Here is a 25,400-nt window from a genome sequence, read left to right as displayed (position 1 = left end):
TCTTTTTATTAGTCAGATAAGAAAAAAGGAAAATATGAAAGATTTAGAATTTAACCATGAGTTTGAAATCGGGGGAAAACACATTTGCATAGATGTCCCAAAGAAAAGATGCAACCAGGTCTACATCGAGGGAGAGCTGGTTGGGACGGTTTGGGAATGTAAAAAACAAGGGGTAATATCCTTTGTATCAAGAGATTTTAAGCTTGCCCCTTACCTGGAAAGCATTGCGGCCGAGTTAAACATTTTTTACAGGACCTCCCTATGAGTGCCTATGCCGGATGGACATTTCAACCTTTTCTGATCTGTTTCCTGTTATTAATGACTGTAAAGGTAAAGGCGCAAGATCAAACTGCCGTCCCCAAGATATCGGTAGGCTTTGTCATGGGCTTTCCGACCGGTAAGACGGCTAAAACTTATGTCAACGGATATGGGGCATCAACAAAGGTGGAATTCAAGGTTTCGGAGCACCTCAACCTAACCGGATCTGCGGGCTATATGACTTTCCGCTACAGGGATGAGGTAAAAAAACGTCTCGATTATTTAGGAGAGCCAACAAGCATGAATGGTGTTGTTCCAATTAAAGTCGGAGCAAAATATTACTTTGAAGGTATCTATTACGCTGCCCTTGAGCTTGGTGCAGCAAATACTCTTGGAGACCGGCTGAATACCTCTTTTGCCTACGGACCGACTTTGGGTGCCAGCATTCCAATTTCGAAGCATTATAGTGCAGATCTCGGCCTTCGTTATGAGGGTTGGAAAAGCAGCGGAGGGCAGGTTTCCTTTTTTGGACTTCGTTTGGCTCTGGCAATTTCAGGAACTAAAAAATAATAGGCAAAATATTTAACCTAAAATTTAAATTATGACAGAGAAAAATATTTCACAACCATTTGAAACTTTTGACCATAATAAATCCTCAGCAAAGGGTGGAGATAACGCATATCACCCCGCAAACCAAGATAGAGAGGTTTTATTGCGTTACCTGCTGGAGCGGTTGAACCTGGAAACCGGCCATCTCAATGAGAAGCGAAAATTGAGGAAGTAGGGGCCTTTTTAGACCTTTAAAAAACATTCGTAGGAATGGCAAATCAGATTTATTATAACCAGGGGCAACCCACAATATGCATGACAAATGGAAAAGATGATATATCTTTTGGAAAATGATGAGGGTATAACCGAAGTATTACAGCTTCTTTTTAACAGTGAGGGGTACGGGGTTTCCGCGTTTTCTTCGGTAAGCTCGTTTATGGCAGGGCTAAGTGATCATGTTGCAGATCTTTTTCTGCTGGATGTTATGCTCCCCGATGGAAACGGCATTGAAGTCTGCAGTTACCTGAAGTCCTTAGAGAAAACCCGGAATGTTCCGATTATCATGATGAGTGCTCATGCGGACCGTTATGACATTAGAAGGGGCTGCGCTGCAGAGAATTTTATTAAAAAGCCTTTCGATATTCACGACCTGCTGCGTTTGGTAGCGAAACATATTTGACCGGTGATAAAGTACGGGTTCTCTCAAGTTTGGTATTCGTGCTCACAATCAGTGTTTCCATGTCAGAGATCCGCTAAGTCGTTCTTACAAGATATATCAACAAAAGCATGCTTGAAATGAAAATAACCACGGTAAGGACTTTGATGAGTGTAGAGGAATGGTAATAACTGCCTTGATTAATAAGTGTATGAGTTTTTTGATAGCGCATAAATGCCAGGATGATGGTCAGTGCGCCTACCCCGACAAGAAGTATTCCTATCCTCTGTGAGTTGCCGGTTTGGTGTACGACGGCTTTGGCCCCAAGAGCGAGAGTGATCTGCTTGATAAAAAGTGAAAACTTTACCACCACAAAACCAAAGCCCATAATTCCTATGCTAGTTCTTATCCAGGCAAGAAAAGTCCGTTCGTTGGCCAGATGGTCACCAGTGTTTGATTTAGGAATGGCTTGTTCTTCTTTTTCCATTATTGATAATATTGGTTGACGGATCACCGCATGCCTGATTAACAAAATTTTATCAATGCTGTTTGGGCGAGTACTGTTTTAATTATGTAGCTTTTCGATAAATTCCCTAGCATTTTTAAATGCGTTACTCCGCACAGCACATACGATGATAGACAATTTTGTCGAACCTTTTGAATTTTAGTGTTGCCGGCATAAGCCATTGATATTTAAACATGACAATAATTTTCGGCGTTTGCGGCCCCGGGTGAAATGGATCCGGCACAACTGATCCTAATCTTTGCATCGTATCGAAATACCAATTTGCACCTTTTAAAGATTCACTGCCGTTTTGGTTTTTACATTAGGGATGAACGATTACCCATCCTTCCGCCGAACGGATGATGATCTCTCCGTTGCCGCTTGGCACATAGCTGATGAAATCGAAGAGATCTGACTTATCGATTTTCCGCTCGCGAACGGTATTCTCGCACTGCGCAAGAATTACGCCCTTTGACTTTAGCAAATTAAGCTGCTCAAGGAACTTTCCATCCTTGCGATAAACCGCCACGCCATCCCCGAAGGCGATAAGCTCAACCTCCAGTTTTCCCTTCAATCTTGGATCCTCCAAAGCATTGTTGATGTTCCTGAGTGTTCCCGAAATATGTTTTTCCTCGGCACTGTTAAGTACATATAGCGCTTTATATGATTTCTTTTTTGCAACAGCACCCGTAAACGGTTTTTTTGTCTCCTGTGCAGATACATTGGTGGTGATGACCATCATGATGACAAGCTGGAGTAAGATCAGTAATTTTTTCATGTTTCTATTTTTTCTGTTTTATAGGTGCGTGCTGTTCAGCCATGTCAATAAAGGGACCATATTTATGCTGCTTTTCGCTAAAGTGATCTGCATATGGCCCGAAGGGATAATCTATTGGCTTTGTGTACAGGTTTTTATAGTCGTTTTTGGAATCCAGGTGCGGTCTGGGCTGCGCATTCACAAATGCAGCTACGTCCCAGGCTTCCGCATCCGTTAAGTTCGGATCTTTGTAGGTGGCGCCATAAGGCATGTTGTTTTTGACAAATCCTGCAAAATTTCCAAGCCTGAACATTCCTGCACCATCGTTATAGCTGTCCCTGCCCCAAAGGGGAGGGTACATATATCCTTTTCCATCAGGTGAGGCAACGCCTTTGCCCGTTTCTCCATGACAGCTGCTGCATTTGGAGGCATATACCATTTTCCCCTTCAGGGGATCTGCAGGCACATCCAGATATGGGATTTTTTTTACCGAATTATCCGCAATGGAATGTGCGGCATCCTGTTTTTTTCCAACCCATTTTAAATAGGCCAACATGGCGACCATTTCCCTGGAATTTCTTCCCGGAGCTTTGCCGTTCATGCTTCGCTCGAAGCACTCATTAATCCGTTCAAAGGCTTCTTCCTTTCTACCGCTTCTTGCGCTCATTTTTGGAAAACCTGCATAAAAGATGGAGAAATTATTCGCAAAGGGCCTGGTTCCTGCATCCAAGTGGCAGTTCTGACAATTCATACCATTAGTCAGCTTTCCTACGATACCCTGCGGCCCTAAATAGTATGCCGTACGGACAATCAAATCCCGGCCATACCTGATCAGATCCGCATCAGCTTTGCCCTGAAGCTGCATCGTATCAGGCGCCTTCCAATATTCGGGTTTAGCAACACGGCGCTCTAAAGGTTTTATTTGATTCTTTTGAATGGATGGATTAGGCTTATCCGCATAGAAACTTTTTGGAAGATGAAATCCGCTGAGTGCTAAAACAAGAGAAAACATGATCACAACGAATAGAAATGACGTCCATACGAGATATTTTCCAAACCGGGCAAATACCTGCAGTTTATCCTCGTTGTTTCTTTCTGTTTTCACACTTTTAAAATATTAATTCTGAAAATCCTTAATGGCCTCACCAATATCAAGCACCTTTTGCTTGCCATCAATAACGGATGCAATCAGTGAGCTTGCAGCCGCACTTCTGTATCCACCGGCGCAGTGTACTGCTACGGGTTGCTCCAGCGGAATTTCGTTTACCCTTTCCCTTAAATTTCCCAGTGGAATATTTATGCTGTTCTCAAAAATACTGTTTTCCATACGCTCTGTCTTGTTCCTCACATCCACAATGGTATATCCATTTTGGTTCTCTTTAAAATTTTGGATATCGATAATCTCATCCGGGACAGTTTCTACTGCGTTTATAAAACCGCCGGCAAGCTGCGTTTCATACCCGATGGATGCGGTCCTCGCGATAAGACTATGCAATGTAGCAAGATTTTCTGCCATAAGATAATAAGGCTCTTCAGGCTTCACAATGCTGCCCAGCCAGGTTTCAAATTTGTTTCCATCCATGATATTTACAGCGCCTTCTATATGTCCCTTCTTAAAAACATCTTCCCTTCGCGTATCGATAATTAGGGCATTTGGTTTTAAGTTTTCACCGGATTCCATGATCTGAACCGCACTTACCGAATCTTCAAACGGTGCTGCGCCTTTCTTGTTCAAGGCCACATCAAAAGGGAAGTAAAATGGAATGAATGGCTGGTTTTCATTTAATGCGCTCACAAAATCGGCCTCAGTCATTTCCTGCAGTGACCAGTTACTTCTTTTTTCAGCACCAATGGTACTGCTATTGGCCTCGCTCAACGCTTTTCCGCAGAGCGTACCTGCCCCGTGTGCCGGATACAGAATCACTTCATCTGAGAGTTTCATCAGTTTGTCCCTTAATGAATGGTACATTTGGGCGGCAAGGAAATTGCGTTCCGCCATTGAATCACCTCCGCTTTCCCTTAAATCCGGCCTTCCGCAGTCACCGATAAAAAGGGTATCTCCGGAAAATAGCGCTTTTTGTTTCCCATCGTGTTCGAGCAAAATACTGATACTATCCGGAGAGTGCCCCGGGGTGTTGATTGCCCTTAAGGTGATCTTTCCCAGGGTTATCGTCTGGTCTTCATCAAATGGGGAAAACAGGTAGGACGGCGTATTGAGTTTGCTGCAATATATTGTTGCGCCGGTCTTATGATGGATTTCAAGATGAGCACTCACAAAATCCGCATGCGGGTGCGTCTCGATAACACCAACTATTTTGGCCTGGTGTTTTTCGGCAAAATGGTAATATGCAGACGGATCCCTGGAGGGATCGATCAATATGATTTCATTCCGGCATTCGCTCAGTACCGCATAGCTGTAATGGGAGAGGTGCTTGTCTTCAAATTGTTCTATTTTCATGTGTTTTTATTTTTGATTAATGTGTTTAACGGTATGATTCCTGCCTTTGCCAGGTTTACATCAAATTTACCCTTTAGCGGTTCTTCGCACTGTAACTTTTGTCACAGCGCCCCAAAATCTTCTCAGCAGTTTCTGCCTGCACTTTCATCATATTTGATCGGAGAGAGGACATGGAGCAAAAGGGTTCTGGCATAGCGGTAGTTGAAGGTGAACAGTAGGATGACCGGCGAAATAGTGGTTGCGATGATTGCCCACTGCTCTTCTTCGCCAAAGATCATGAATGCCGGAATGCCCGCATTGACAAGTTCTGCGACAATGAAAACATAGCTCACATACATCGCTCCGATAAAGAAGCCCGGCTCTATCTCATAGTTCAGGTTGCAGCAGGCAAATTTTTTATTCATCTGATCATATTTCCAATGGAACATGGAATGGGTATATAATTTTCCCTTTCGGCACCTGGGACATCTATGGTCTATTATAGCCCTTAGTTTGCTCATCAGATTCTATTTTATTAATGAGGGAGCTTGCTTTTCATCGCTCCGTATAGATAGGTGCCCAGGAGCGCACCAAGGATGACCACCGCCATACCGGCATATCCGCTCCCAAGGTTGACGAACATGGGGCCGGGACAGGCGCCGGTGAGTGCCCAGCCCAGGCCGAAAATGGTGCCGCCTAGTAGGTATTTTATATAGGCCTTGTCCTTATCGTGGAAGACAATCGGATTTCCGGCCAGATCCTTGGCTTTGAATTTTTTGATCAGCCATACTGCAATTACGCCAAGTACAACGGCCGTACCAATAATTCCATACATATGGAAAGACTGGAAACGGAACATTTCCTGGATCCTGTACCAGGAAACAGCCTCAGACTTGGTCATGATGATTCCGAAAAGTGTTCCTGCAAGAATATATTTTATGAATTTCATTTTTTTTAGATTTAAAAGATAAAAGGCATGATGAGGAAAGTCATGATCAGGCCACCAACAAAGAAACCGATTACGGCTACTAGTGATGGTACTTGCAGATTCGAAAGCCCGGATATGGCGTGACCAGAAGTACAACCGCCTGCATAACGAGATCCAAAACCGACTAATAAACCACCGATGAGTAAAATAGCCAGCGTTTTTAAATCTTTCATTGCTTCCAGTGAAAACAGGCCGGTTGGATTTAACCCACCATCGAACTTAATGCCCAATTGATTTAAATCGGAGATTGTGGCGGATGATAATTTTACGGGAGATGGACTGCTAAGGTAATTTGTAGCAACAAATCCACCTATTACCGAGCCGATAAGGAACATGAGGTTCCAGGTCTGGTCTTTCCATTTAAAATCAAAAAATTTTACTTTCCTGCCTGCTCCGGCTATGCTGCACATCGTTCGCAGGTTTGATGAAAAGCCAAAGGACTTTCCGAAAAAAAGTAGGATGAGCATAATGAGTACGATCATGCTGCCCGAGAAATACCAAGGCCAGGGTTGTTTAATAAAATCAATCATGTTTTTTTAAATGAAATGTTAATATGGGTGTTTTTGTTGTTGTTAAAAGGTAATGCCTGTGGCGGTTTGAGCAAGTAAGTGCTGAATCATTTTAGCAAACTGCCATCCCGAAGAAATCCGGCCGGCAGCGTTGAATAGATCAATATTTCTTGAATATATTTCTTCATTTTGGCCAGGTACCGATACCTCCAACCAGGTTGAATGCTTCCACCCCAAGTTTTCTCATCTCCGATACCGCTGAGGAGGAACGCTTTCCACTTCTGCAATAGAGGAAATACCGCTTGGACTTATCCAGCTTTGCAAGTTCTAAAGAAAAGGCAGAACCCAGGAAATCGATATATATGGCTGAAGGAAGCGCGCCTGGGGCATATTCAGGCTTTGTCCTTACATCTAAGAGGACTGCGTCACTGCTTTTTGTAAATTCGTTTTTGAAGTGGTAGCCATCGAGGTTGTACGCACCTTTTGAAAAAAAACTGCTGATCATTTGAAGTAGTTTATTCATTGTATTTATTCGTTTCTTATTGCTCTGTATTTTTTTTAAAGCTGCAGAACAGAAAATCCTGCGTGCTTTGCATTGGGGTAGTGTGCTCTTGCGGCCTGCACTCTATTTCGGTAAACCCTTCTCTAAATATCTCGCGCAGCGTTCTTTCACTGTATCTTGAAACGGGCAGGCCACTGCATTTTTCTGGTCCGGTGAGCGAAAAAGTCGCCATGACCAAGTATTCTCCGGTAAACTGACCTGCCGTGTTTGCATAACTATGGATTTCCTCTGATGAATGAAGGAAATGAAAAGTGGCCCGGTCATGCCAGACTGCATAACTTCTTTGCGGCACAAAATCCCTGATGTCTGTCTCGATCCAGTGTATCCTGCCAGACAGTTCTCCAAGCCTTGCCTTTGCCTTTTCCAATGCCCGGGAAGATATATCCACTACGGTAATATCGCTGTAGCCTTCCTGAAGCAAAAAATCCACAAGCAGACTGTCTCCCCCGCCAATATCGATTATCGGAGCAGATTTATCCAGATTGAACCCCGTTATCATCTCCATTGAAACTGTGGGGTAGACCTGCGTCCAGCTGACCTGGTCAGGACTTTTTTCTAAATACACCTTTTCCCAGTGCGATTTTTTCTCATTTTTCATATCCCTTTTATATTAAGGTACTTGGACATACAAATGCTGTAGTCGGAATACATCCGTTTTCCTGTATGGCCTTAAAACCACCAGCCACATCGATGAGGTTGTGGTACCCGCGTGAGCGCATGATGGAATTGAAAATAACAGAACGGTAACCACCTGCACAGTGAACAAAGTAGGTCTTGGTTTTATCGACGGTGCCGAGGTTTTCGTTGATATAATCCAGTGGAAGGTTGACAGCACCCTCGACATGCTCGCTTAAGTATTCCTTTGTTTTTCTGACGTCCAGAATATTTACCTCCGCTTTTTTGCCGATTTCGGCCAGCCGGGCTACACAAACCGATTTTATCTCGTCGGTTTCCTGACCAGCTTTTTTCCAGGCAACGACGCCGCCATCTAGGTAACCTACTGCACCATCAAATCCTACTCTTGATAAACGGGTGAGCACTTCTTCAATTCTACCCTCATCTGTAATAAGTAAAATAGGATGTTTAATGTCCGGGATTAAAGTTCCTACCCAGGGGGCGAAATTTCCATCGATGCCAATATTTACCGAGTTTGGGAGAAAGCCTTTTATAAAATCCTCTGGAGCTCTTGTGTCGAGAATTACCGCTCCTGTTTCATTTGCAACCCGCTCAAAAGCATCGGGGTTAAGGGCTTGCATGCCTCGTTCTATCACTTTGTTAAAACTATCATATCCATGGATGTTCATCATGACGTTTTCAGGAAAATATGCAGGAGGCGGTAAAAGACCATCAGTAACCTCTTTAATGAATTCGTCTTTGGACATGCCTGCCCTTAGCGCATAATTGGTCTTCTTTTGATTTCCCAAAAGATCGGTGGTCTCTTTGCTCATATTTTTTCCGCATGCGCTACCCGCACCATGTGCAGGATAAACCATAATATCATCGCTTAAAGGCATGATCTTATTGCGTAAAGAATCAAAGAGATAACCTGCTAGCATCTCACTTGTAAGCTCACTGACCGGTTTCTGTGCCAGATCGGGTCTTCCCACATCGCCTATAAAAAGCGTATCGCCGGAGAACAGTGCTATTTCCTTTCCTTGCTCATCGCTAACCAGGAAACAGGTGCTTTCCATGGTATGTCCTGGGGTGTGCAACACTTTAATCTTTGCCCCACCAAGTCGCAACACTTCTCCGTCTTTCGCACCGTAAAAATCAAAGTCGGGTTTTGCATTCGGCCCGTAAACGATTTCTGCGCCGCTTTCTTTAGCCAGATCAATGTGTCCGGATACAAAATCGGCATGGAAATGTGTTTCGAGCACGTATTTTATTTTTGCGTTGTTCTTCCGTGCACGTTCCATATACGGACTAACCTCTCGAAGCGGATCGATAATGGCCGCCTCTCCGTTGCTTTCTATATAATAGGCACCTTGTGCCAGACATCCGGTGTAAATTTGTTCTATAATCATGATGATTAAATTAGTATGTCAAAATTAATCCTTAACGATATGGTCGTTGGTGACTTTTGTCACACAAGGAGTTTGTTTCTGAAGGTTACTTAAATATTACCTCTTTTAGAATGATGTAGCAACCCATAACCAGTACAAACCACCCGAAACCTTTCTTCAGTTTTCCTCCATCTATTTTTTTGTTTATCATTCCACCTACCACGATACCGGCAATGGCAACGGTAGTAATTTTGGCGAGAAAGATCCAGTCGATATGGAAATGTCCAAGATCGCCGGTGAAACCGATGAGCGAATTAAGCGCTATGATGAAAAGTGAAGTACCTACGGCCTCTTTCATGGGTAAGCCCACTAAAATAACAAGTGTAGGAATAAGTAGAAAGCCACCACCAGCACCCAAAAAACCAGTAGCGAGGCCGATGGCAATGCCGTATAAAAACAGTTTACCGATGTGAAGTGGGGGTTTTTCTATTCGGGTGCTGCTTTCTGCTCTTGCACCTTTAATCATCGCTGTTGCAGCCGCTACCATCAAAACTGCAAAGAGTACCATCATGAGCATGTTTTCTGTTAACTCAAAATCGCCGATTTTTATTATTATCTTGGGTATAAGGGGGATAATGAATTTGCGGGTTAAGAATACAGTTGAGATGGATGCACTACCAAACAGCAAAGCTGTTTTAATATTCACCAGCCCACGCTTAAAATTCCCGACTGTACCTGCTAAACTTGTAGAGCCAACGATGAACAATGAATAAGAAGTAGCCAATAGCGGATTAACCCCAAATAGGTAAACCAGTACCGGCATGGTGAGGATAGAACCGCCACCGCCGATCAATCCAAGCGAAATTCCAATTAAGGCAGATGCAACGTATGCAATGATTTCCATTTCTGTTATTTTTTAACAAAAATCGAGTTATCATCTACCAATGTTGGTGACTTTTGTCACACTCATTATATTTTCAAGAAGTGATGCCTTTCGCAGTAAAAATAACTTTATTCTTTTTATGGGCTTAGGCTAAATATTCGATGTAATTACGGTACATCTTAATTTCTCCTGCCTGCTCCATTTTCTTAAGCAGCCTTGAAATTACTTCCCGGGAGGTGTTCAAATCAGATGCAATTTCACTGTGGGTAAGGTGCAGTTCTTTTGTGTTTAAATCTCCAGCTTGCTTTTTCAGGTAAAAGGCCAGCCGCTCATCCATTGCCTTAAAGGCGATATTATCGATGACAAAGAGGAGTTCTTCAAAGCGCATACGGTATGTTTCAATGACAAAGTAATACCATGTTCTGTAATCCCGCATCAGCTTATCCATCAGGGCAATCGGAATCATGAGTACCTTGGTCTGTTCAATGGCCTTTGCCATTACCTGACTGGTTTCCTGTTTGGTTGCGCATATCATGGAAAGTGCACACGCATTTCCTGGCTGGAGATAATACATAAAGAATTCCTGTCCATCTTCTCCCTCCCTGTAGAGCTTTACCATGCCTTCTACGATAAGCACCGTGGAGCGCATATTCTGCCCAGTTTGCATGAGCATATCACCTCCCTGAAAATCCCTAAGCGTCGCATTCTCGATAAGGATGGTCTTAAGGGCAGGTTCAAACTGGGGAAAAAGTCTTTCGATGTATTCCGCAATGGTCATATCTTTCATTTTAGCTGTTTTGGATTTTAAAGATAACTATACTGCAGGCCTGCGCCAAAATTCTTTAAAATATTGGAATACATTTTTTGGATATAGAATAAAGGGTATAATAAATTTACAAAGAAACTCTCTATGGTTCCCTAATTAAAACATGCAGCGCGTTTTTTCCAAAGTAAACCTAACACTTCGTCCAGGGATAAAGCTGACAAAAATCACATATTGTTTTTTATTTTTTATCCCTTGTTAATCTTTATGTTTTTTGATCGACCCGGAAAGAAATAGCCCGATCAGTGCGACTTTTTAAAGGTACCACCATAACTATGAATCGTAACAATGAGGTCATAATTAGCTTCTGAGGCGTGGCTTACTAGTCTTTGGGCATTTAATTTTATATATTGAATTAAAGTGGCTCAAACGCTTGCTGGCTTAAGACTTATTGTTATCCAAATAGGATCAGTGGGGATCTGCTTTTTAAAGGGTCCCCACTTTATGGACTACTTGGGGCAATTTCCTGATGGCGGCTAATATATTTTTTTACGTTGCGGTTTTTCAGTTTCTGCCTATGTTCCCAACCCTGACCCATCTTATTGAATACCTATTTGGAATATATATTCCGCTTCCCGTTCAGACTTTCGGTTTCTTTGTGGCCCTGGCATTTATTTCTGGTTACCTGCTGTTTTCTGCTGAGCTTAAAAGAAAGGAGGCTGCAGGACATATAGCACCTGTTGAGATTATTATACAGCCTAAGAAGGAGATTTTGTTATGGGAATGGATAACCAATGGATTTTTAGGTTTTCTTATCGGGTATAAACTGGTTTATGCTGCAGGGAACTATGCTGCTTTTGCTGCTGAACCCGGACAAATCATCCTCTCTCCAAGGGGAAGCTTACCGGGAGGGTTGCTGCTTTGCGCAATTCTTCTTTTTACCGTCTACCTTAAAAAACGCAGGCTTTCTCTGTCGGACCATAGGCCGGTTCATATTTTAAGGCACCCTTACCAGATTATGCCTGAGCTGATCACCTGGGCTGCCCTGTTCCAGGCCATTATCAAGATCGACAGAAATTCACTGGCCAGCTTAGAGTTAAATCAACCGGTTAAGATTACCCTGCCGGATCTGCCAGGTAAAACGTTATATGGGAAAGTAGATTTTATTGAACCTACCCTTCAGCAAGGTGACAAAACGGTTAGCGCAAGGGTTTATCTGGACAATATGGAACATCAGCTGAAGGTAAACAGTCTAATCAATGCCTCAATAGAGACGGGAAAATCCAAAGGGCTTTGGATACCGAGGTCTGCTCTGCAGGATCTTGGGCAGACAAAAATAATCTGGCTAAAAAAAGGCAGCTTATACTATGCACATAGTGTAAATATTGGGACTTTCAAAGGGAACGAAATACAGATAACAAGAGGCCTTTCCGCAACCGATACCCTGGCAGTAGATGCAGGGTATTTAACAGACAGTGAGAGTTTCATCAAAACAAAGGGTCATGAATAACATAAAAAGAATTAACCTGAAAAGGATCTGTGCCTTACTGATTATTGTGCTTTCAGTAAGTATATTTAACAGCTGCAAACAAAAAGCAGAGCCGGCGGCAAAAGCAAAAAGCAAATTTTACTATACCTGTTCCATGCATCCACAGATACATGAAGACCATCCCGGCAACTGTCCGATCTGTGGCATGAAACTGATCAAGGTCGAACTTACTGGATCAGGAAATTCTGCCACGGAAAAAATAACATTGACAGCAAGCCAGATTCAGTTGGCAGGCATAACAGTTGATACGGTAAGGGAAGAAAATACAGGGGGCGAAAAACTTCTGACCGGAACAGTTGCCACGGACGAAAGTAAGGCGGAAGAGATCAGTGCAAGAGTGGCCGGACGCATACAGCGTTTATTTGTTAGGTCCGTTGGAGAAAAAATAACAATAGGTCAGGCAGTGTATTCCATTTATAGCGAAGACCTGTTATCAGCCGAAAAAGAATACCTTTTGGCCAGGCAGCAGCAGAAGGTATTAAATAATCCTGACGTCGATTATGAGGCCATGATCAAGACAGTAGAGCACAAGTTATTGTTATGGGGCCTGAACTCCGCCCAGATCATAAATCTTTCTTCTTTGTCCAAAACTTCGGCCACTGTTACCATATACAGCAAGGTTAACGGAACGGTAAGCGACATAGCCATCCACGAGGGTGATTACGTAACTGAAGGGATGGCTATATTAAAAACGCAAGGGTTAGCCAATCTATGGATAGAGGCGCAGTTATATGCCGGCGAAAGCGGAAACTATAAGGAAAATGACATGGTGAATGTCTCTTTTCCAGATCTGAACGGACAGGTTGTTAAAGGCAAGGTGGAATTTGTAAATCCTGAACTATCAGATGAATCTAAGGTTGTGCTCATCCGGATCGCAGTTCCAAATACGCAGGGGCTGATCAGGCCGGGGATGTTGGCATACATTTCCATTGGTAATGGAAAACAGAATGCTGTTGCTGTGCCCACATCTTCAATACTAGCAGGAGGTAAAGGCAATAAGGTATGGATCAAAAATCGTGATGGAAGTTTTTCTGGAAGAAAGGTCAATACCGGAGCAGGGAACGGGGGCTATGTGCAGGTATTGTCTGGCATTTCACTAGGTGAAATAGTGGTCACCAGTAGAGCCTACCTCTTGGAGAGTGAATCGATATTCAAAAATGGAGGGTAAGGTTATGATTTGGTGCGTCATATCTTATGGATAAATACCCATGGTAAGTAAAATTTGGCATAGTATGTAGCTTGATTGCGCTAATACTGTCTGGACCTTGGTGAAAAGCAAATCCAGCATTTGACAGGTCGGAGTCTGCGAAACGAAATTACTTTTCGAGGGGCCGAAAAATATTGAAACAAGTTCAATGTCAGAAATTTGAGGTGATTTTCTAATATAATTATATAAAAGATATGGGAAATTATATAAATTTAATTTTGCATCTTTATATAGATTTGTAGTCTGATGAAAACCAAAGCCATCTTTCTTTTAGTGATTTTTCTGCTCAACACTGTTGTTGGCCTTGCCTGTGCAGTTGGAATGGAAAGAGATAATCATGGAGAAAGTGATGTACATGTTTCCTCTAAAAAGAATAATCACAAACATGATCATCAGCATAAAGGTGCACATGTGCATAAACACAGTGCTTCAAATGGACCGAATCTTTCAAAAGAAGATCCCTGTTGCAAGACTCTGGTCAACGACCTTGTGGTTCAGGGGAAGCTTGTTCCCCAAAGCGTTAAAAACCAGGTTATCCTACCTGTTCTATTGCTTCCAGATTATAATTACAACTTTTTAATTCCTTCTGTCAAACTGGCTCTCAAAAAGAGCGTTTACGCCGGACAGCGGGAGCGGCCACCCAACAGGGACATCCGGATTTCCATCAATAGCTTTCAGATATAAGATTTCACCAAGAATTACCAATAGAGCCCGTGTTACATTGACATGGTGCCTGGCTTTCGCGCGGCCAAAACTCCTGCGGAAAGAGTGTAAACATTTAATCTTAAAATCATGAAAAAAATATTTTTTCTGGTTGCCCTATTGGCAATCGTTTTCACTGGCCGCGTCCTTGCGCAAAATAGCCAGACACAGTCACTTTTAACTTCTTATTACGATATCAAAAATGCATTGATAAATGCAGATGCGACAGTCGCCGCCTCAAAAGCCACTGAGTTTTCCAGAGCGCTGGGCAGCATGGACATGAAGTCAATGCCAGAAGCCGATATGAATATATTTATAGGTTTACAGGATAAGCTTGCCTTTGATGCCAAGCACATATCGGAGAGTAAGGATATTGCCCATCAGAGAGAATATTTCGCAACTTTTTCTGCCAATCTTTTTAAACTGGCAAAAGCCGTTAAACTCACCAAAGCGCCTGTTTATTATACCTATTGTCCATTGAAAAAGAGCTATTGGCTTTCTGATAACGCTGGTATCAAAAACCCTTATTTCGGTAAGCAGATGCTGACCTGTGGTGCAGTAAAGGAGACTATCAAATAATTCATATTGTTATTGAGCGGACATTTAGCATTGTGATGTTTTGGTCCGTTCAATATAGCTGTATGCATATATTCTACATACAGCTCGAAATAATTTATTCAAGATATATCAAAAACAATGAAAACATTAATATATAGCCTTCTGGGCCCACTATTTTTCCTTGCCGCCTGTACAAATGGCAAAAATGAAAAGCAAGATTCCGCTGTTGCGGATTCCACGACCAAAAATGTTTCTAGGGAAACCAATAATGTAAAAAAATCCCAAACGGCTGCGCTTTTATCCGGCTATCTGAAACTGAAAAATGCCCTGACCACGGACGATGATAAACAAGCTGCCGCCGCAGGCAGTGAAATGGTCGCAGCGTTCGCCAGTTTTGATGAAAAATCATTGACTTCGGAGCAGGCCAGGGCATATAGCGATATTCGGGATGATGCCAAAGAGCACGCAGAGCATATCGGTTCCAATGCAGGCAATATTGCCCATCAACGTGAGCATTTCGATATGCTGAGCAAAGACATGTACGATATGATCAAGCTCCTTGGCACTGACAAGCCCCTGTATGTGGACCGTTGTCCCATGTACAACAATAACAAGGGTGCAATCTGGGTGAGTGAGATAAAGGAGATCAAAAACCCTTACCTTGGAAAAACGATGCCCACCTGTGGCACTGTCAAAGAAGAACTGAAATAGCACAAAAATGACGGGCATAAAAAAAACCTTTCTTGGGCTATTAGTTATCTTCATGCTTATGCAGATCTTACAGCCTGCACGCAATAAAAGCGCGCAGGCTATGCCTCAGGATATATCCACACTTGTTCCTATGCCTGATGATGTGCAGGGGATACTTAAAAAATCATGTTATGACTGTCACAGCAACAACACGGAATATCCATGGTATGCCTATGTTCAGCCGCTTCACTGGTACCTTAACAGTCACATACGATCGGGAAAAGAGGAGCTGAACTTTAATGAATTTGCCGGCTATACCTTGCGGAGGCGTCAGAACAAACTGCGGGCCATAGAAAATAGCTTAAAAGATGGTACAATGCCGCTTTCCTCTTATAGCCTGATCCACAGAAATGCAATATTAGATCCAAGGGAAAAGTCGATACTCATAAAGTGGGTACAGAATTCAAGGGATAGTTTGAACAGAAAGAATCTCACTGCTCTTTAAATTAACAAAGAAATGAAAAATATATTAACAGTCTTTTTATTGATAATTTATTCTGTGGTTTCCGCCCAGGATATGAAGGGAATGAAAACGGACAAGAACGGCAGTGCTGGTCAGTCCAGGGTAATCTATACCTGTGTGATGCACCCGGAAATACAATCGGAAAAACCCGGTAACTGTCCAAAGTGCGGAATGAAGCTTATCCTGCAGAAAGGTAAAGTGGATAAGGCAAAGACAGCTGATCCGGGCAAAAAGAAGCAAGGTACAAAAAAGGGAGCTATGGAAGGCATGAAAATGCTGGCAGAAAAATTGGAAAGTAAGCCAAAAGAGGAATCAGTAACCTATACCTGCCCAATGCACCCTGAGATCCATGACTCCAAACCTGGCAACTGTCCCAAATGCGGGATGAAGCTAATCAGGGAAAAGCCCAGGTCAGCGCCTGAACAGAATGGGGGAACAAAGGAAAGTTCCAAAAAGAGTGAGGATATGGGGGATATGGCGGGCATGGCAATGGATGATAACAGTTCTGACATGGAAAATATCAAAACTGCAAAGGCCAATTTGGGCCCGATTAAGACCGTTGCGAATAAATTTCCACCACGTACCGTGCGTTATGATCTTTACATAGCCGATACAACGGTAAATTATGGGAGAAAATCAAAGCGGGCAATTGCGGTAAACGGTCAGATCCCCATGCCCACACTGACCTTTACGCAGGGCGATACCGCCCTGATCTACGTGCACAATAATCTCGACGAGGAAACCGCGCTGCACTGGCACGGACTTTTTCTTCCGAACAAGATGGATGGTGTTCCTTTTCTGACCCAAATGCCGATCAAACCGCACACTACCTACATCTATAAGTTTCCCATCGTCCAACATGGAACGCACTGGTACCACAGCCACAGCGGCCTTCAGGAACAGATAGGTATGTATGGGGCATTTATCATGAACAAACGTACGGAGTGGGATATTCCAACCCTTCCAGTAGTCATTAGCGAATGGACAGATATGAAGCCCGAGGAGGTTCATAGAAGCCTGAAAAATGCCAACGACTGGTTTGCCATCAAAAAAGGGACTACCCAGAGTTATGCAGAAGCGATCAGGACCGGACATTTTAAAACAAAGGTAGCCAATGAATGGAAGCGCATGAATGCCATGGATGTGAGCGATGTTTATTATGAAGCCTTTCTCATCAATGGGAAAAATCAGAACGAACAGCCGCAGTTCAAGGCTGGGGACAAGGTAAGGCTGCGTATTGCAAACGGTGGAGCCTCAGATTATTTCTGGCTTAAATATGCAGGGGGCAAGATTACCGTTGTCGCTACCGATGGAAATGATGTGGAGCCTGTAGAGGTCGACAGGCTGATTATAGCGGTTTCCGAAACCTATGATGTAGTGGTCACGATTCCGGAAAATAAGAGCTATGAATTTTTGGTCACTCCTGAAGACCGTACGGGATCAGCATCACTATGGCTGGGCAAGGGAGAAAAGGTCCATGCAGAGAAAATGCCCAAACTGAAGTATTTTGCCGGAATGAAAATGATGAACGATATGATGGATATGAGCGGCAATATGGTACAGATGGAAGGCATGAAGATGCAGAACCAGATCATGGATATGAATACGGTGATGTACCCGGAGGTAACCGGTGAAGAAAATTCAAAAACAGAGAAAAAAATGAAGGGGATGCCTGGTATGCAGATGTCTGGTGACAAGAGCATGGCAGGGATGAATATGGAGGCAGAAACCGCCGATATCGTTACTCTGAACTATAATATGCTTCGAGATCCAAAGAAAACAACCCTGCCAAAAGGCCCATGGAAGGAACTTAAGTTTGACCTTACAGGAAATATGAACCGTTACGTCTGGACGCTGGATAACAAAACCGTTTCTGAAAGCGATAAGATACTGATAAAAAAGGGCGAAAATGTTAGGATAATCCTTTACAACAACAGTATGATGCGCCATCCTATGCACCTTCATGGCCATGACTTCAGGGTAATTAACCGGCAGGGAGAATATGCCCCGATGAAGAACATTATCGACATCATGCCCATGGAGCGGGATACCCTTGAATTTGCAGCAACAGAGCCAGGAGGCGACTGGTTCTTCCACTGCCATATTCTCTATCACATGATGAGCGGTATGGGAAGGGTATTCAGTTATGAGAATTCTCCGCCTAATCCCGAAATCCCGGACCCCAAGCTGGCACAGCGAAAACTTTTCAGTGATGACAGGGCATTTCATCCAATGGCACGCATCGGAATCGAAACCAATGGCAGCGACGGAGAGATTATGCTCGCCAATACCCGTTACCGCTTTACCACTGAATGGCGGATTGGGTTTGACAAGGAAATGGGCTATGAAAGTGAAAGTCATTTTGGAAGATATATCGGGAGAAACCAATGGCTATTGCCCTATATCGGATGGGATTTTAGAAAAAGAACGGTTGATCCCTTGGACAAGAATGTTTTCGGGCAATCACTTTCGCCGGGAAACAACCTTTTCGGGCAGGGAAATACCAAAAATTTCAGGCAGGTATTTCATTTGGGAGTTCAATATACCCTACCACTGCTGATCGTTGCAGATGCTTCCCTCGATCACAAGGGGAATGTCAGGTTTCAGCTGATGAGGGAAGATATCCCCGTTTCCAAAAGACTGCGCTTCCAGTTTATGGTCAATACCGATAAGGAATATATGGCCGGATTCAGGTACATCGTTACTAAGTATTTTGGGCTTTCAACACATTATGACAGTGATATGGGCTATGGCGCCGGATTGACATTAAGCTATTAACAAATCAAAAACATGGAACACACCTATAAAATAACCGGAATGAGCTGTCAGGGCTGCCGGAGCAAAGTCGAAAATGTGCTGAATGCGATTGATGGCGTTTCTGCACAGGTGACCCTTGAACCTGCTGAAGCCGTCATAACTATGCAAGAACATATCCCGACGGAAAAGCTGCAGGAGGCTCTTTCTGCCGCCGGACATTACGGTATTGAAATGGCAGTTCAGGGAAAACATGTTCTAAAATCTTCAGAACATCCTAATCATGATCATTCAACCCATGAGCAAAGTCCCAAGGTTGAAAATGATGATAAAAATGAAGCGGGAGGCCTGTTTTATTGTCCTATGCACTGTCAAGGTCAGAAGACTTATGATAAGCCAAGTCATTGCCCTGTATGCGGGATGGACCTGGTAAAACAGCCTGCCAAGAAACAGGCATCTCAATTTACCTGCCCCATGCATCCCGAGATTATCAGGGACAAACCAGGATCATGTCCGCTCTGCGGAATGGACCTGGTACCTACAGGGACAAACCTTGAAGAAGAAGATAAAACTTATGAAACCCTGCTCAAAAAGTTCAAGATTGCAGCAGGTTTTACCATACCCATTTTTGTTATTGCCATGACGGAAATGATTCCCAGCAATCCTTTGTTTGATCTAATGGAACTTAAATACTGGAACTGGGTTCAGTTTTTTCTTTCTATTCCGGTGGTCTTTTATGCAACCTGGATGTTCTTTCAGCGTGCATGGCAATCCATCATTACCTGGAAACTGAACATGTTTACACTGATTGGGATTGGTGCCGGGGTATCCTGGGGCTTCAGTATTGTCGCCCTTCTATTCCCCGGAGTTTTTCCTGATCAGTTTAAAACACATCACGGCACCGTTTTCGTTTATTTTGAGGCGGCAACCGTGATTCTTACGCTGGTACTGCTCGGTCAGCTTTTGGAAGCCCGGGCGCATGGCAAAACCAACAGCGCCATTAAGGAGCTGTTGAAGCTGGCACCTAATTCAGCAACAAAAGTGGTCGGGGATAAGGAAATATCAGTATCTATTGATGATATTCAGAAAGGAGATCTGCTGAGGGTAAAGCCTGGTGAAAAAATTCCGGTGGATGGTAGTATTAAGAACGGGGAAGCTGTAATTGATGAATCCATGATCACAGGAGAACCCCTTCCTGTTGAGAAAAAGATAGGGGATAAAATCAGTTCAGGAACCATCAATGGTAAAAAGACCTTTGTCATGCTTGCCGAAAAGGTAGGCTCAGAAACACTGCTTTCCCAGATCATCGAAATGGTCAATTCCGCCAGCCGCTCAAAAGCGCCCATCCAAAAGATGGCCGATAAAATTTCAGGTTATTTCGTGCCTGTTGTGGTATTGATTTCTATTGTAACGTTCGTGGTATGGGCAGTATACGGCCCCGATCCGGCCTATGTTTATGCTTTTGTAAATGCAATCGCGGTATTGATTATTGCATGCCCATGTGCGCTAGGCCTGGCTACCCCAATGTCGGTAATGGTGGGAGTAGGGAAGGGCGCTCAGTCTGGTATACTGATCAAAAATGCGGAATCTCTTGAGAAAATGAATGCTATTGATGTAGTGGTCATCGATAAAACTGGTACGGTTACAGAGGGAAAGCCCTCGGTTGAAAGTGTGGTTAGCGTAGATAAGGGCTTTACCGAAAAACAGATCCTGGAGAAAATTGTGGCTTTGAACAGCAGCAGCGAACATCCATTGGCACAGGCAACTTTGCGTTATGGGGAGGAAAACGAAATATCCGTTAAGGCTATATCCGACTTTGAGGCCGTTACCGGGAAGGGCGTAACAGGCAGTCTGAATGGGGAAAGACTGGCTTTGGGGAACCAAAAACTGATGGAGCATGTTAAAGCGGCGATTGATCCTAGTCTGTCCGAGCAGGTTAGTGCCGCTCAAAGGCAGGGCAAGACGGTTTCTTATTTGGCCGTTGGAAATAAAGCAGTGGGGTTTGTTGTGATTTCGGATAAGATCAAGCATTCCAGCACAGCTGCTATTCTAAAGCTCCAGCAGGAAGGCATCAAGGTAATCATGTTTACCGGAGACAATGAGGATACAGCGAGGGCAGTAAGCGCAACTTTAAATCTGGATGGGTTCAAAGCTCAGATGTTGCCTGAAGATAAGCTGAATGAAATAAAAAAACTACAGGCCGAAGGCAAAAAGGTAGCCATGGCAGGTGACGGCATCAATGATGCCCCTGCACTTTCCCAGGCTGATATCGGGATTGCCATGGGCACGGGAACAGACGTTGCTATCCAGAGTGCCTCGATTACATTGGTGAAGGGGGATTTAAACGGGATCGCAAAAGCAAGGTTGTTGAGCCATAAAGTAATGGGCAATATCAAAGGAAACCTGTTTTTTGCCCTGGGATACAATGTATTGGGGATTCCGATAGCGGCTGGTATTTTATATCCGTTTTTTGGAGTTTTACTTTCTCCCATGATAGCTGCACTCGCGATGAGTTTTAGCTCGGTTTCCGTTATTTTGAATTCCCTGAGATTGAGAAATGCCAAAATCGACTGATATTTTTTTAGTAGAGGAAAAAGGCAGATGCTGTTACCGATGGCCGTTGCGTGAGGATAACAGGGGATATTTGAAAACGCTTCCGGCGCATATCAGGTTAGAATATAAACTGAGCGGTGAAAAACTAAATCTTGTTTTCGCGCACGGCAGTACCAGTAGTATAGATGAATACATACTGATAGACACAGATGCAGACTATGTTTTGGAAATGCTTAAAGAAGCTGATGCAGATCTGCTTTTTGTGGTGCACTTCCACAAGCCGTATCACAGAATTTGGAAACCCCATATTGAAAGTTCAAACATGTGATCAACCTGGGATCCCTCGGAAAGCCTAACGACGGTGACCCAAGGGGTTGTTACCTTATGTTCACTTAAATGCAGGCTGTTCTACAACCGATGCAAATAGTATTGAAATTGAATTCAAGCGTGTCGAGCACGACGTGGAAGCATCCCCCACAGCTATCATAAACAGTCCCCCTGTCCGGTGAGTTTGCTGATGCCTTGAAGCTTGCGAAATAACCCCAATCAATTGGACAGTCAAATTTGAGGGTGCCAGGCTCTTATTCTTCATTTACAGATCTTGCAATCTATTATATCACATAACAACAACACAGAGTATTAGTAAATTTTATACTTTTACACCGTGAAATTCATTGCCCTGGTTTTATCTCTCATCGTATATACGCTAACCGCGGTACCATGCTGCGCTTTAGCGCGAGAAGATAGCCATGTACTGAAAACCGATAAAGCGGAAAAACATGCTTGCAGTGAACATAACGATAATTGTTGCAAAGGCTGTTCACCGTTTTATGTCTGTGGTACCTGTATCGGCTTTACCATCACTACACGGACAACGATCGTTTTTGCGGCCCAGCTTTTACCTGTACAGCATAATACGGCTTACATCCCACTTCAGCTACAGGCCATTTCAATTTCTATCTGGCAGCCGCCCAAACTTTCGTAGTTTATTTTTCCCTCGTCCTAACCGGACATATTTATCGAAATCATTATTTAAAGATCATTATGAAAAGAACGATTGTGGTTTTGGCTATACTGTTGTTTACAGTTACCGCCTTTGCCCAAAATAGATATAAAGCCGTCATCAAAGACGCAAAGACAAACCAAGTACTTCCAGGAGCTACGTTAAAAGTTCTTGGAACGACCATTGGCGCTAAATCAGATAGTGCAGGTAATGCAAGTATTAATGGTATACCCTCAGGTAAACAGATCATTCAGTTTAGTTATGTAGGCTATCAGACCAAAACTGATACGCTGACCTTTCCCCTTGCTGAAACTAACGTTTTGACTATTTTACTTACTGCAGCTGAAGAAGACCAGGAACTAGAGGATGTAGTGATCTCAGCTACAAGGAGCAGCCGTACCATTGATAATATTCCTACACGGGTTGAGGTCATCGCCGGGGAAGAACTGGACGAAAAAGGTAATATGAAACCTGGCGACATCCGCATGATGCTGGCAGAAAGCACAGGCATCCAGACCCAGCAGACTTCTGCGACCAGCGGAAATTCCAGTATCCGCATACAGGGACTGGACGGAAAATATACCCAGATCATTAGGGACGGTTTTCCATTATACTCTGGTTTCTCGGGTGGATTGGGCCTGCTTCAGATTGCCCCATTGGATTTGCAGCAGGTAGAGGTGATCAAAGGTTCATCGTCCACCCTTTACGGAGGTGGAGCAATTGCTGGACTGGTGAACCTGGTTTCTAAAAAACCGACTGAAGCGCGTCAGCTTAATTTCCTTTTAAACGGTACTTCTGCTTTGGGACTGGATGCCAGTGGTTTTTATGGACAGAAATTTGATAAAATAGGTATCACGGTTTATGGTGCATACAACAAAGGGACTGCCTATGATCCTTCTGATATTGGCTTAACCGCTATCCCCAAGTTTGACCGTTTCACCCTGAACCCCAAACTATATTTTTATTTCAATGATGCGACTACGCTTTTGGCCGGAATCAACGCCACAACTGAAAAACGGATTGGCGGCGACCTGGAATATGTGAAGGGAAATGGCAGTGCTGCCCATTCTTATTTTGAGGAGAATAAAACCGGGCGTTACAGCTCTCAGGTTGAGTTGGATCATAGACTGAGCGAAAAGGAAAAGCTTGTTATCCGCAATTCGGTGAGCTATTACGACCGGAGTATTGGGTTGCCAAATTACCTTTTTTCAGGCGTTCAAGTGTCAACCTACAGTGAGGCCAATTATAGCCGTAACGGAGAAAAAGCAGACTGGGTGTTGGGGGTGAACTTTTTGACCGACAATTTTAAGGAAGACCAGAACAGTGACAATGCACTCAGAAGTTACAATTATAATACCATTGGGGCATTTGCACAGAACACCTGGAACATATCTAAAAAAATTAGTCTTGAATCAGGAGTAAGGGGAGATTACCACAATGAATACGGATTTTTCTTCTTACCAAGAATTTCCGGATTGTGGAAGATCAATGAACATTTTTCTACCCGATTAGGCGGTGGTCTGGGTTATAAGGCACCAACTGTATTTACCGAAGATGCTGAGCGGATCCAGTTCAGAAATGTAGCGCCTTTAGATGTGGCCAATACAAAGGCGGAACGCTCTTATGGCGCCAACTATGATGTTAACTATCGCACCTCATTGTTTGACGGAGCGGTTGGATTCAGCATCAATCAGATGTTTTTTTATACCCGTATCAATAACCCGATATTGCTGACTGCTGCTAATGGAGCCAACCTGACCTATGTTCAGCCTAAAGGTAATTTAGATACCAGGGGAATGGAAACAAATGCCAAAGTAACCTACGGTGATTTTAAACTTTTCATCGGTTATACATTAGCGGATGTGAACCAGCATACAGGAGGCACCAGCACAAATTATCCGCTGGTTTCAAAGCACAGGGTAAATAATGTATTGATGTATGAGCTTGAAGATAAATGGAAGATCGGTGCCGAAGCATACTATTTCAGCAAACAGAAGTTAAACGATGGTGCCACTGGTAAAAGCTATTGGACAGCTGGTCTGATGGCAGAAAAGCTTTGGGAACGGTTTTCAATTTTTGTGAATTTTGAGAATTTAACGGACACCAGGCAGACCAGCTTTGATTCGATCTATACAGGTAGCATTACTAGCCCTGTTTTCAGGGACATCTATGCGCCTGTAGATGGGTTTGTAGTAAACGGAGGGATAAAATTCAAACTTTAAACCTGTAGTAATCGACTTTTCTGGGTAGTGGATTCACATTTTAGCCGGGCCAGGGATTTGATGGCCAAAAAATCCCTGGCTGGCTGAATAATTGAAGCTTTCGGTGCGGTTAAAAGACATTTCCCATCAGAAGAGTCTATGCTGGCCGATAAGGTCTGTTAGTGGAAGATTCAGGCTTACCTCTGGACTTATCTCATCAATAAATGAAAACTTCCTTCCCTTTTTACCCAGATTATATGAAGTTTTTTGATTTGGGCAAAGAAGGTTTCCGTTTGGTTGTTCAAGTGGTGGAACTTTTGAATGATGGGTGAAAACCTATAGGCTATGATTATTTTAATAAAAAAGTATTAAATTTTTTCAAACCAGGACTAAAAAAAAATGTTCCTAAATAAATTTATATATTTGGTAAAATTTTGAAAGTGAAAATATCCAGTTTGTTTCTCTGCTTCATTATCGTAATACTCAGCTGCATTCCATGCGCTGACGTATTGGCTATGGGTAAGTTGCATGGTGGACCATTAACTGAAAAAAGCATAACAACCCATTCTACAGAAAAAGAACGCAGTGATTTCTGTTCACCGTTCTGCGTTTGTTCCTGCTGTAATACCACTTCTGAAGTTATTTCTTCAACACCTCTTGTGGTAATCTCAAAACCAATAAGCTCAGAATATAATGAAGCTTACATGGGTGAGGTTATCTCTTTACCATTATCTGTTTGGCAGCCGCCTAAATTAAGTTAAAAATCGATCTTCATTTCGATGCTATGTTTT

At 43.2% G+C, this 25,400-nt stretch carries 27 protein-coding genes; 15 read left to right on the top strand and 12 right to left on the bottom strand.

Translation table 11 applies throughout. The features are described 5' to 3' along the window. Positions 1-34: 34 nt before the first annotated feature. The 4 genes from DU508_RS20825 (at position 35) to DU508_RS20810 (ending at position 1,486) form a co-directional block, all read left to right on the top strand. Positions 35-265, top strand: coding sequence for a hypothetical protein (locus DU508_RS20825; RefSeq protein WP_056095301.1), 231 nt, complete (start codon positions 35-37; stop codon positions 263-265). Next, complete coding sequence (locus DU508_RS20820; protein WP_056095298.1) at positions 262-828, top strand: hypothetical protein; 567 nt, start codon at positions 262-264, stop codon at positions 826-828. The genes DU508_RS20825 and DU508_RS20820 overlap by 4 nt, the downstream gene beginning before the upstream one ends. Positions 829-859: 31 nt before the next feature. After that, complete coding sequence (locus tag DU508_RS20815) at positions 860-1,042, top strand: hypothetical protein (protein ID WP_056095295.1); 183 nt, start codon at positions 860-862, stop codon at positions 1,040-1,042. 87 nt (positions 1,043-1,129) lie between these two features. Next, the gene (locus DU508_RS20810) at positions 1,130-1,486 is read left to right on the top strand and encodes a response regulator (RefSeq protein WP_056095291.1); all 357 of its coding nucleotides are present in this window, start codon (positions 1,130-1,132) and stop codon (positions 1,484-1,486) included. Positions 1,487-1,559: 73 nt separating this feature from the next. On the opposite strand, the gene DU508_RS20805 is transcribed toward DU508_RS20810, so the two are convergent. The 12 genes from DU508_RS20805 to DU508_RS20750 form a co-directional block, all read right to left on the bottom strand. Further along, positions 1,560-1,949, bottom strand: a complete 390-nt coding sequence (locus DU508_RS20805; RefSeq protein WP_056095288.1) for a YidH family protein — start codon at positions 1,947-1,949, stop codon at positions 1,560-1,562. Positions 1,950-2,289: 340 nt separating this feature from the next. Next, positions 2,290-2,745 (bottom strand): DsrE family protein, encoded by a 456-nt coding sequence (locus DU508_RS20800; RefSeq protein ID WP_056095285.1) that lies wholly within the window; start codon positions 2,743-2,745, stop codon positions 2,290-2,292. 4 nt (positions 2,746-2,749) lie between these two features. Then, positions 2,750-3,829, bottom strand: a complete 1,080-nt coding sequence (locus DU508_RS20795; RefSeq protein WP_199562757.1) for a c-type cytochrome — start codon at positions 3,827-3,829, stop codon at positions 2,750-2,752. A gap of 12 nt (positions 3,830-3,841) precedes the next feature. Beyond that, the gene (locus DU508_RS20790) at positions 3,842-5,182 is read right to left on the bottom strand and encodes an MBL fold metallo-hydrolase (RefSeq protein ID WP_056095282.1); all 1,341 of its coding nucleotides are present in this window, start codon (positions 5,180-5,182) and stop codon (positions 3,842-3,844) included. Positions 5,183-5,304: 122 nt separating this feature from the next. Then, complete coding sequence (locus DU508_RS20785; protein ID WP_146202964.1) at positions 5,305-5,586, bottom strand: hypothetical protein; 282 nt, start codon at positions 5,584-5,586, stop codon at positions 5,305-5,307. A gap of 110 nt (positions 5,587-5,696) precedes the next feature. Beyond that, positions 5,697-6,110, bottom strand: coding sequence for a DUF6691 family protein (locus tag DU508_RS20780; protein ID WP_056095276.1), 414 nt, complete (start codon positions 6,108-6,110; stop codon positions 5,697-5,699). Positions 6,111-6,121: 11 nt separating this feature from the next. Continuing rightward, on the bottom strand, positions 6,122-6,679 hold the full coding sequence (locus DU508_RS20775) for a YeeE/YedE family protein (protein ID WP_056095272.1): 558 nt from the start codon (positions 6,677-6,679) through the stop codon (positions 6,122-6,124). 163 nt (positions 6,680-6,842) lie between these two features. After that, positions 6,843-7,181, bottom strand: coding sequence for a rhodanese-like domain-containing protein (locus DU508_RS20770; RefSeq protein WP_199562756.1), 339 nt, complete (start codon positions 7,179-7,181; stop codon positions 6,843-6,845). Between the two features lie 16 nt (positions 7,182-7,197). Next, entirely contained in the window at positions 7,198-7,818 is a 621-nt protein-coding gene (locus tag DU508_RS20765; RefSeq protein ID WP_056095270.1) for a class I SAM-dependent methyltransferase, read from the bottom strand. Between the two features lie 7 nt (positions 7,819-7,825). Continuing rightward, positions 7,826-9,244, bottom strand: a complete 1,419-nt coding sequence (locus DU508_RS20760) for an MBL fold metallo-hydrolase (protein ID WP_056095268.1) — start codon at positions 9,242-9,244, stop codon at positions 7,826-7,828. Between the two features lie 85 nt (positions 9,245-9,329). Then, complete coding sequence (locus DU508_RS20755) at positions 9,330-10,127, bottom strand: sulfite exporter TauE/SafE family protein (RefSeq protein WP_056095265.1); 798 nt, start codon at positions 10,125-10,127, stop codon at positions 9,330-9,332. A gap of 124 nt (positions 10,128-10,251) precedes the next feature. Then, a complete protein-coding gene (locus tag DU508_RS20750; protein WP_090985886.1) occupies positions 10,252-10,893 on the bottom strand; it encodes a Crp/Fnr family transcriptional regulator in 642 nt (213 codons plus the stop codon). Between the two features lie 505 nt (positions 10,894-11,398). Between DU508_RS20750 and DU508_RS20745 the strand changes: the two genes are divergently transcribed. From DU508_RS20745 to DU508_RS24385, 11 genes are all read left to right on the top strand, one after another. Next, a complete protein-coding gene (locus tag DU508_RS20745; protein ID WP_056095261.1) occupies positions 11,399-12,379 on the top strand; it encodes an efflux RND transporter periplasmic adaptor subunit in 981 nt (326 codons plus the stop codon). Further along, on the top strand, positions 12,372-13,586 hold the full coding sequence (locus DU508_RS20740; RefSeq protein WP_056095258.1) for an efflux RND transporter periplasmic adaptor subunit: 1,215 nt from the start codon (positions 12,372-12,374) through the stop codon (positions 13,584-13,586). Before DU508_RS20745 ends, DU508_RS20740 begins: the two co-directional genes overlap by 8 nt. A 285-nt stretch (positions 13,587-13,871) precedes the next feature. Continuing rightward, complete coding sequence (locus tag DU508_RS20735) at positions 13,872-14,309, top strand: hypothetical protein (RefSeq protein WP_056095255.1); 438 nt, start codon at positions 13,872-13,874, stop codon at positions 14,307-14,309. A 108-nt stretch (positions 14,310-14,417) separates the two neighbouring features. Beyond that, positions 14,418-14,906 (top strand): DUF3347 domain-containing protein, encoded by a 489-nt coding sequence (locus tag DU508_RS20730; RefSeq protein WP_056095252.1) that lies wholly within the window; start codon positions 14,418-14,420, stop codon positions 14,904-14,906. A gap of 117 nt (positions 14,907-15,023) precedes the next feature. Next, positions 15,024-15,596 (top strand): DUF3347 domain-containing protein, encoded by a 573-nt coding sequence (locus DU508_RS20725; RefSeq protein ID WP_056095249.1) that lies wholly within the window; start codon positions 15,024-15,026, stop codon positions 15,594-15,596. Between the two features lie 7 nt (positions 15,597-15,603). Beyond that, positions 15,604-16,080, top strand: a complete 477-nt coding sequence (locus DU508_RS20720; protein ID WP_056095245.1) for a heme-binding domain-containing protein — start codon at positions 15,604-15,606, stop codon at positions 16,078-16,080. Positions 16,081-16,092: 12 nt separating this feature from the next. Beyond that, positions 16,093-18,876, top strand: a complete 2,784-nt coding sequence (locus DU508_RS20715) for a multicopper oxidase domain-containing protein (RefSeq protein ID WP_082489585.1) — start codon at positions 16,093-16,095, stop codon at positions 18,874-18,876. 12 nt (positions 18,877-18,888) lie between these two features. After that, entirely contained in the window at positions 18,889-21,426 is a 2,538-nt protein-coding gene (locus DU508_RS20710; RefSeq protein ID WP_090985884.1) for a heavy metal translocating P-type ATPase, read from the top strand. After that, complete coding sequence (locus DU508_RS20705; protein ID WP_056095240.1) at positions 21,410-21,733, top strand: hypothetical protein; 324 nt, start codon at positions 21,410-21,412, stop codon at positions 21,731-21,733. Before DU508_RS20710 ends, DU508_RS20705 begins: the two co-directional genes overlap by 17 nt. A gap of 716 nt (positions 21,734-22,449) precedes the next feature. Then, a complete protein-coding gene (locus DU508_RS20695; RefSeq protein WP_056095233.1) occupies positions 22,450-24,630 on the top strand; it encodes a TonB-dependent receptor in 2,181 nt (726 codons plus the stop codon). Between the two features lie 419 nt (positions 24,631-25,049). Then, a complete protein-coding gene (locus DU508_RS24385) occupies positions 25,050-25,370 on the top strand; it encodes a DUF6660 family protein (RefSeq protein ID WP_146202963.1) in 321 nt (106 codons plus the stop codon). The last annotated feature ends 30 nt before the right edge of the window (positions 25,371-25,400 follow it).

This window comes from Pedobacter chinensis, from assembly GCF_003339865.1.
GTDB lineage: Bacteria > Bacteroidota > Bacteroidia > Sphingobacteriales > Sphingobacteriaceae > Pedobacter > Pedobacter chinensis.
This window is presented reverse-complemented; position numbering and strand designations above follow the sequence as displayed.

Bases quoted from the DNA above. Each gene is read 5' to 3' on its own strand.
- DU508_RS20825 (WP_056095301.1), top strand. From the start codon at position 35: ATGAAAGATTTAGAATTTAACCATGAGTTTGAAATCGGGGGAAAACAC.
- DU508_RS20820 (WP_056095298.1), top strand. From the start codon at position 262: ATGAGTGCCTATGCCGGATGGACATTTCAACCTTTTCTGATCTGTTTC.
- DU508_RS20815 (WP_056095295.1), top strand. From the start codon at position 860: ATGACAGAGAAAAATATTTCACAACCATTTGAAACTTTTGACCATAAT.
- DU508_RS20810 (WP_056095291.1), top strand. From the start codon at position 1,130: ATGGAAAAGATGATATATCTTTTGGAAAATGATGAGGGTATAACCGAA.
- DU508_RS20805 (WP_056095288.1), bottom strand. From the start codon at position 1,949: ATGGAAAAAGAAGAACAAGCCATTCCTAAATCAAACACTGGTGACCAT.
- DU508_RS20800 (WP_056095285.1), bottom strand. From the start codon at position 2,745: ATGAAAAAATTACTGATCTTACTCCAGCTTGTCATCATGATGGTCATC.
- DU508_RS20790 (WP_056095282.1), bottom strand. From the start codon at position 5,182: ATGAAAATAGAACAATTTGAAGACAAGCACCTCTCCCATTACAGCTAT.
- DU508_RS20785 (WP_146202964.1), bottom strand. From the start codon at position 5,586: ATGAATAAAAAATTTGCCTGCTGCAACCTGAACTATGAGATAGAGCCG.
- DU508_RS20780 (WP_056095276.1), bottom strand. From the start codon at position 6,110: ATGAAATTCATAAAATATATTCTTGCAGGAACACTTTTCGGAATCATC.
- DU508_RS20775 (WP_056095272.1), bottom strand. From the start codon at position 6,679: ATGATTGATTTTATTAAACAACCCTGGCCTTGGTATTTCTCGGGCAGC.
- DU508_RS20770 (WP_199562756.1), bottom strand. From the start codon at position 7,181: ATGAATAAACTACTTCAAATGATCAGCAGTTTTTTTTCAAAAGGTGCG.
- DU508_RS20765 (WP_056095270.1), bottom strand. From the start codon at position 7,818: ATGAAAAATGAGAAAAAATCGCACTGGGAAAAGGTGTATTTAGAAAAA.
- DU508_RS20760 (WP_056095268.1), bottom strand. From the start codon at position 9,244: ATGATTATAGAACAAATTTACACCGGATGTCTGGCACAAGGTGCCTAT.
- DU508_RS20755 (WP_056095265.1), bottom strand. From the start codon at position 10,127: ATGGAAATCATTGCATACGTTGCATCTGCCTTAATTGGAATTTCGCTT.
- DU508_RS20750 (WP_090985886.1), bottom strand. From the start codon at position 10,893: ATGAAAGATATGACCATTGCGGAATACATCGAAAGACTTTTTCCCCAG.
- DU508_RS20745 (WP_056095261.1), top strand. From the start codon at position 11,399: ATGGCGGCTAATATATTTTTTTACGTTGCGGTTTTTCAGTTTCTGCCT.
- DU508_RS20740 (WP_056095258.1), top strand. From the start codon at position 12,372: ATGAATAACATAAAAAGAATTAACCTGAAAAGGATCTGTGCCTTACTG.
- DU508_RS20735 (WP_056095255.1), top strand. From the start codon at position 13,872: ATGAAAACCAAAGCCATCTTTCTTTTAGTGATTTTTCTGCTCAACACT.
- DU508_RS20730 (WP_056095252.1), top strand. From the start codon at position 14,418: ATGAAAAAAATATTTTTTCTGGTTGCCCTATTGGCAATCGTTTTCACT.
- DU508_RS20725 (WP_056095249.1), top strand. From the start codon at position 15,024: ATGAAAACATTAATATATAGCCTTCTGGGCCCACTATTTTTCCTTGCC.
- DU508_RS20720 (WP_056095245.1), top strand. From the start codon at position 15,604: ATGACGGGCATAAAAAAAACCTTTCTTGGGCTATTAGTTATCTTCATG.
- DU508_RS20715 (WP_082489585.1), top strand. From the start codon at position 16,093: ATGAAAAATATATTAACAGTCTTTTTATTGATAATTTATTCTGTGGTT.
- DU508_RS20710 (WP_090985884.1), top strand. From the start codon at position 18,889: ATGGAACACACCTATAAAATAACCGGAATGAGCTGTCAGGGCTGCCGG.
- DU508_RS20705 (WP_056095240.1), top strand. From the start codon at position 21,410: ATGCCAAAATCGACTGATATTTTTTTAGTAGAGGAAAAAGGCAGATGC.
- DU508_RS20695 (WP_056095233.1), top strand. From the start codon at position 22,450: ATGAAAAGAACGATTGTGGTTTTGGCTATACTGTTGTTTACAGTTACC.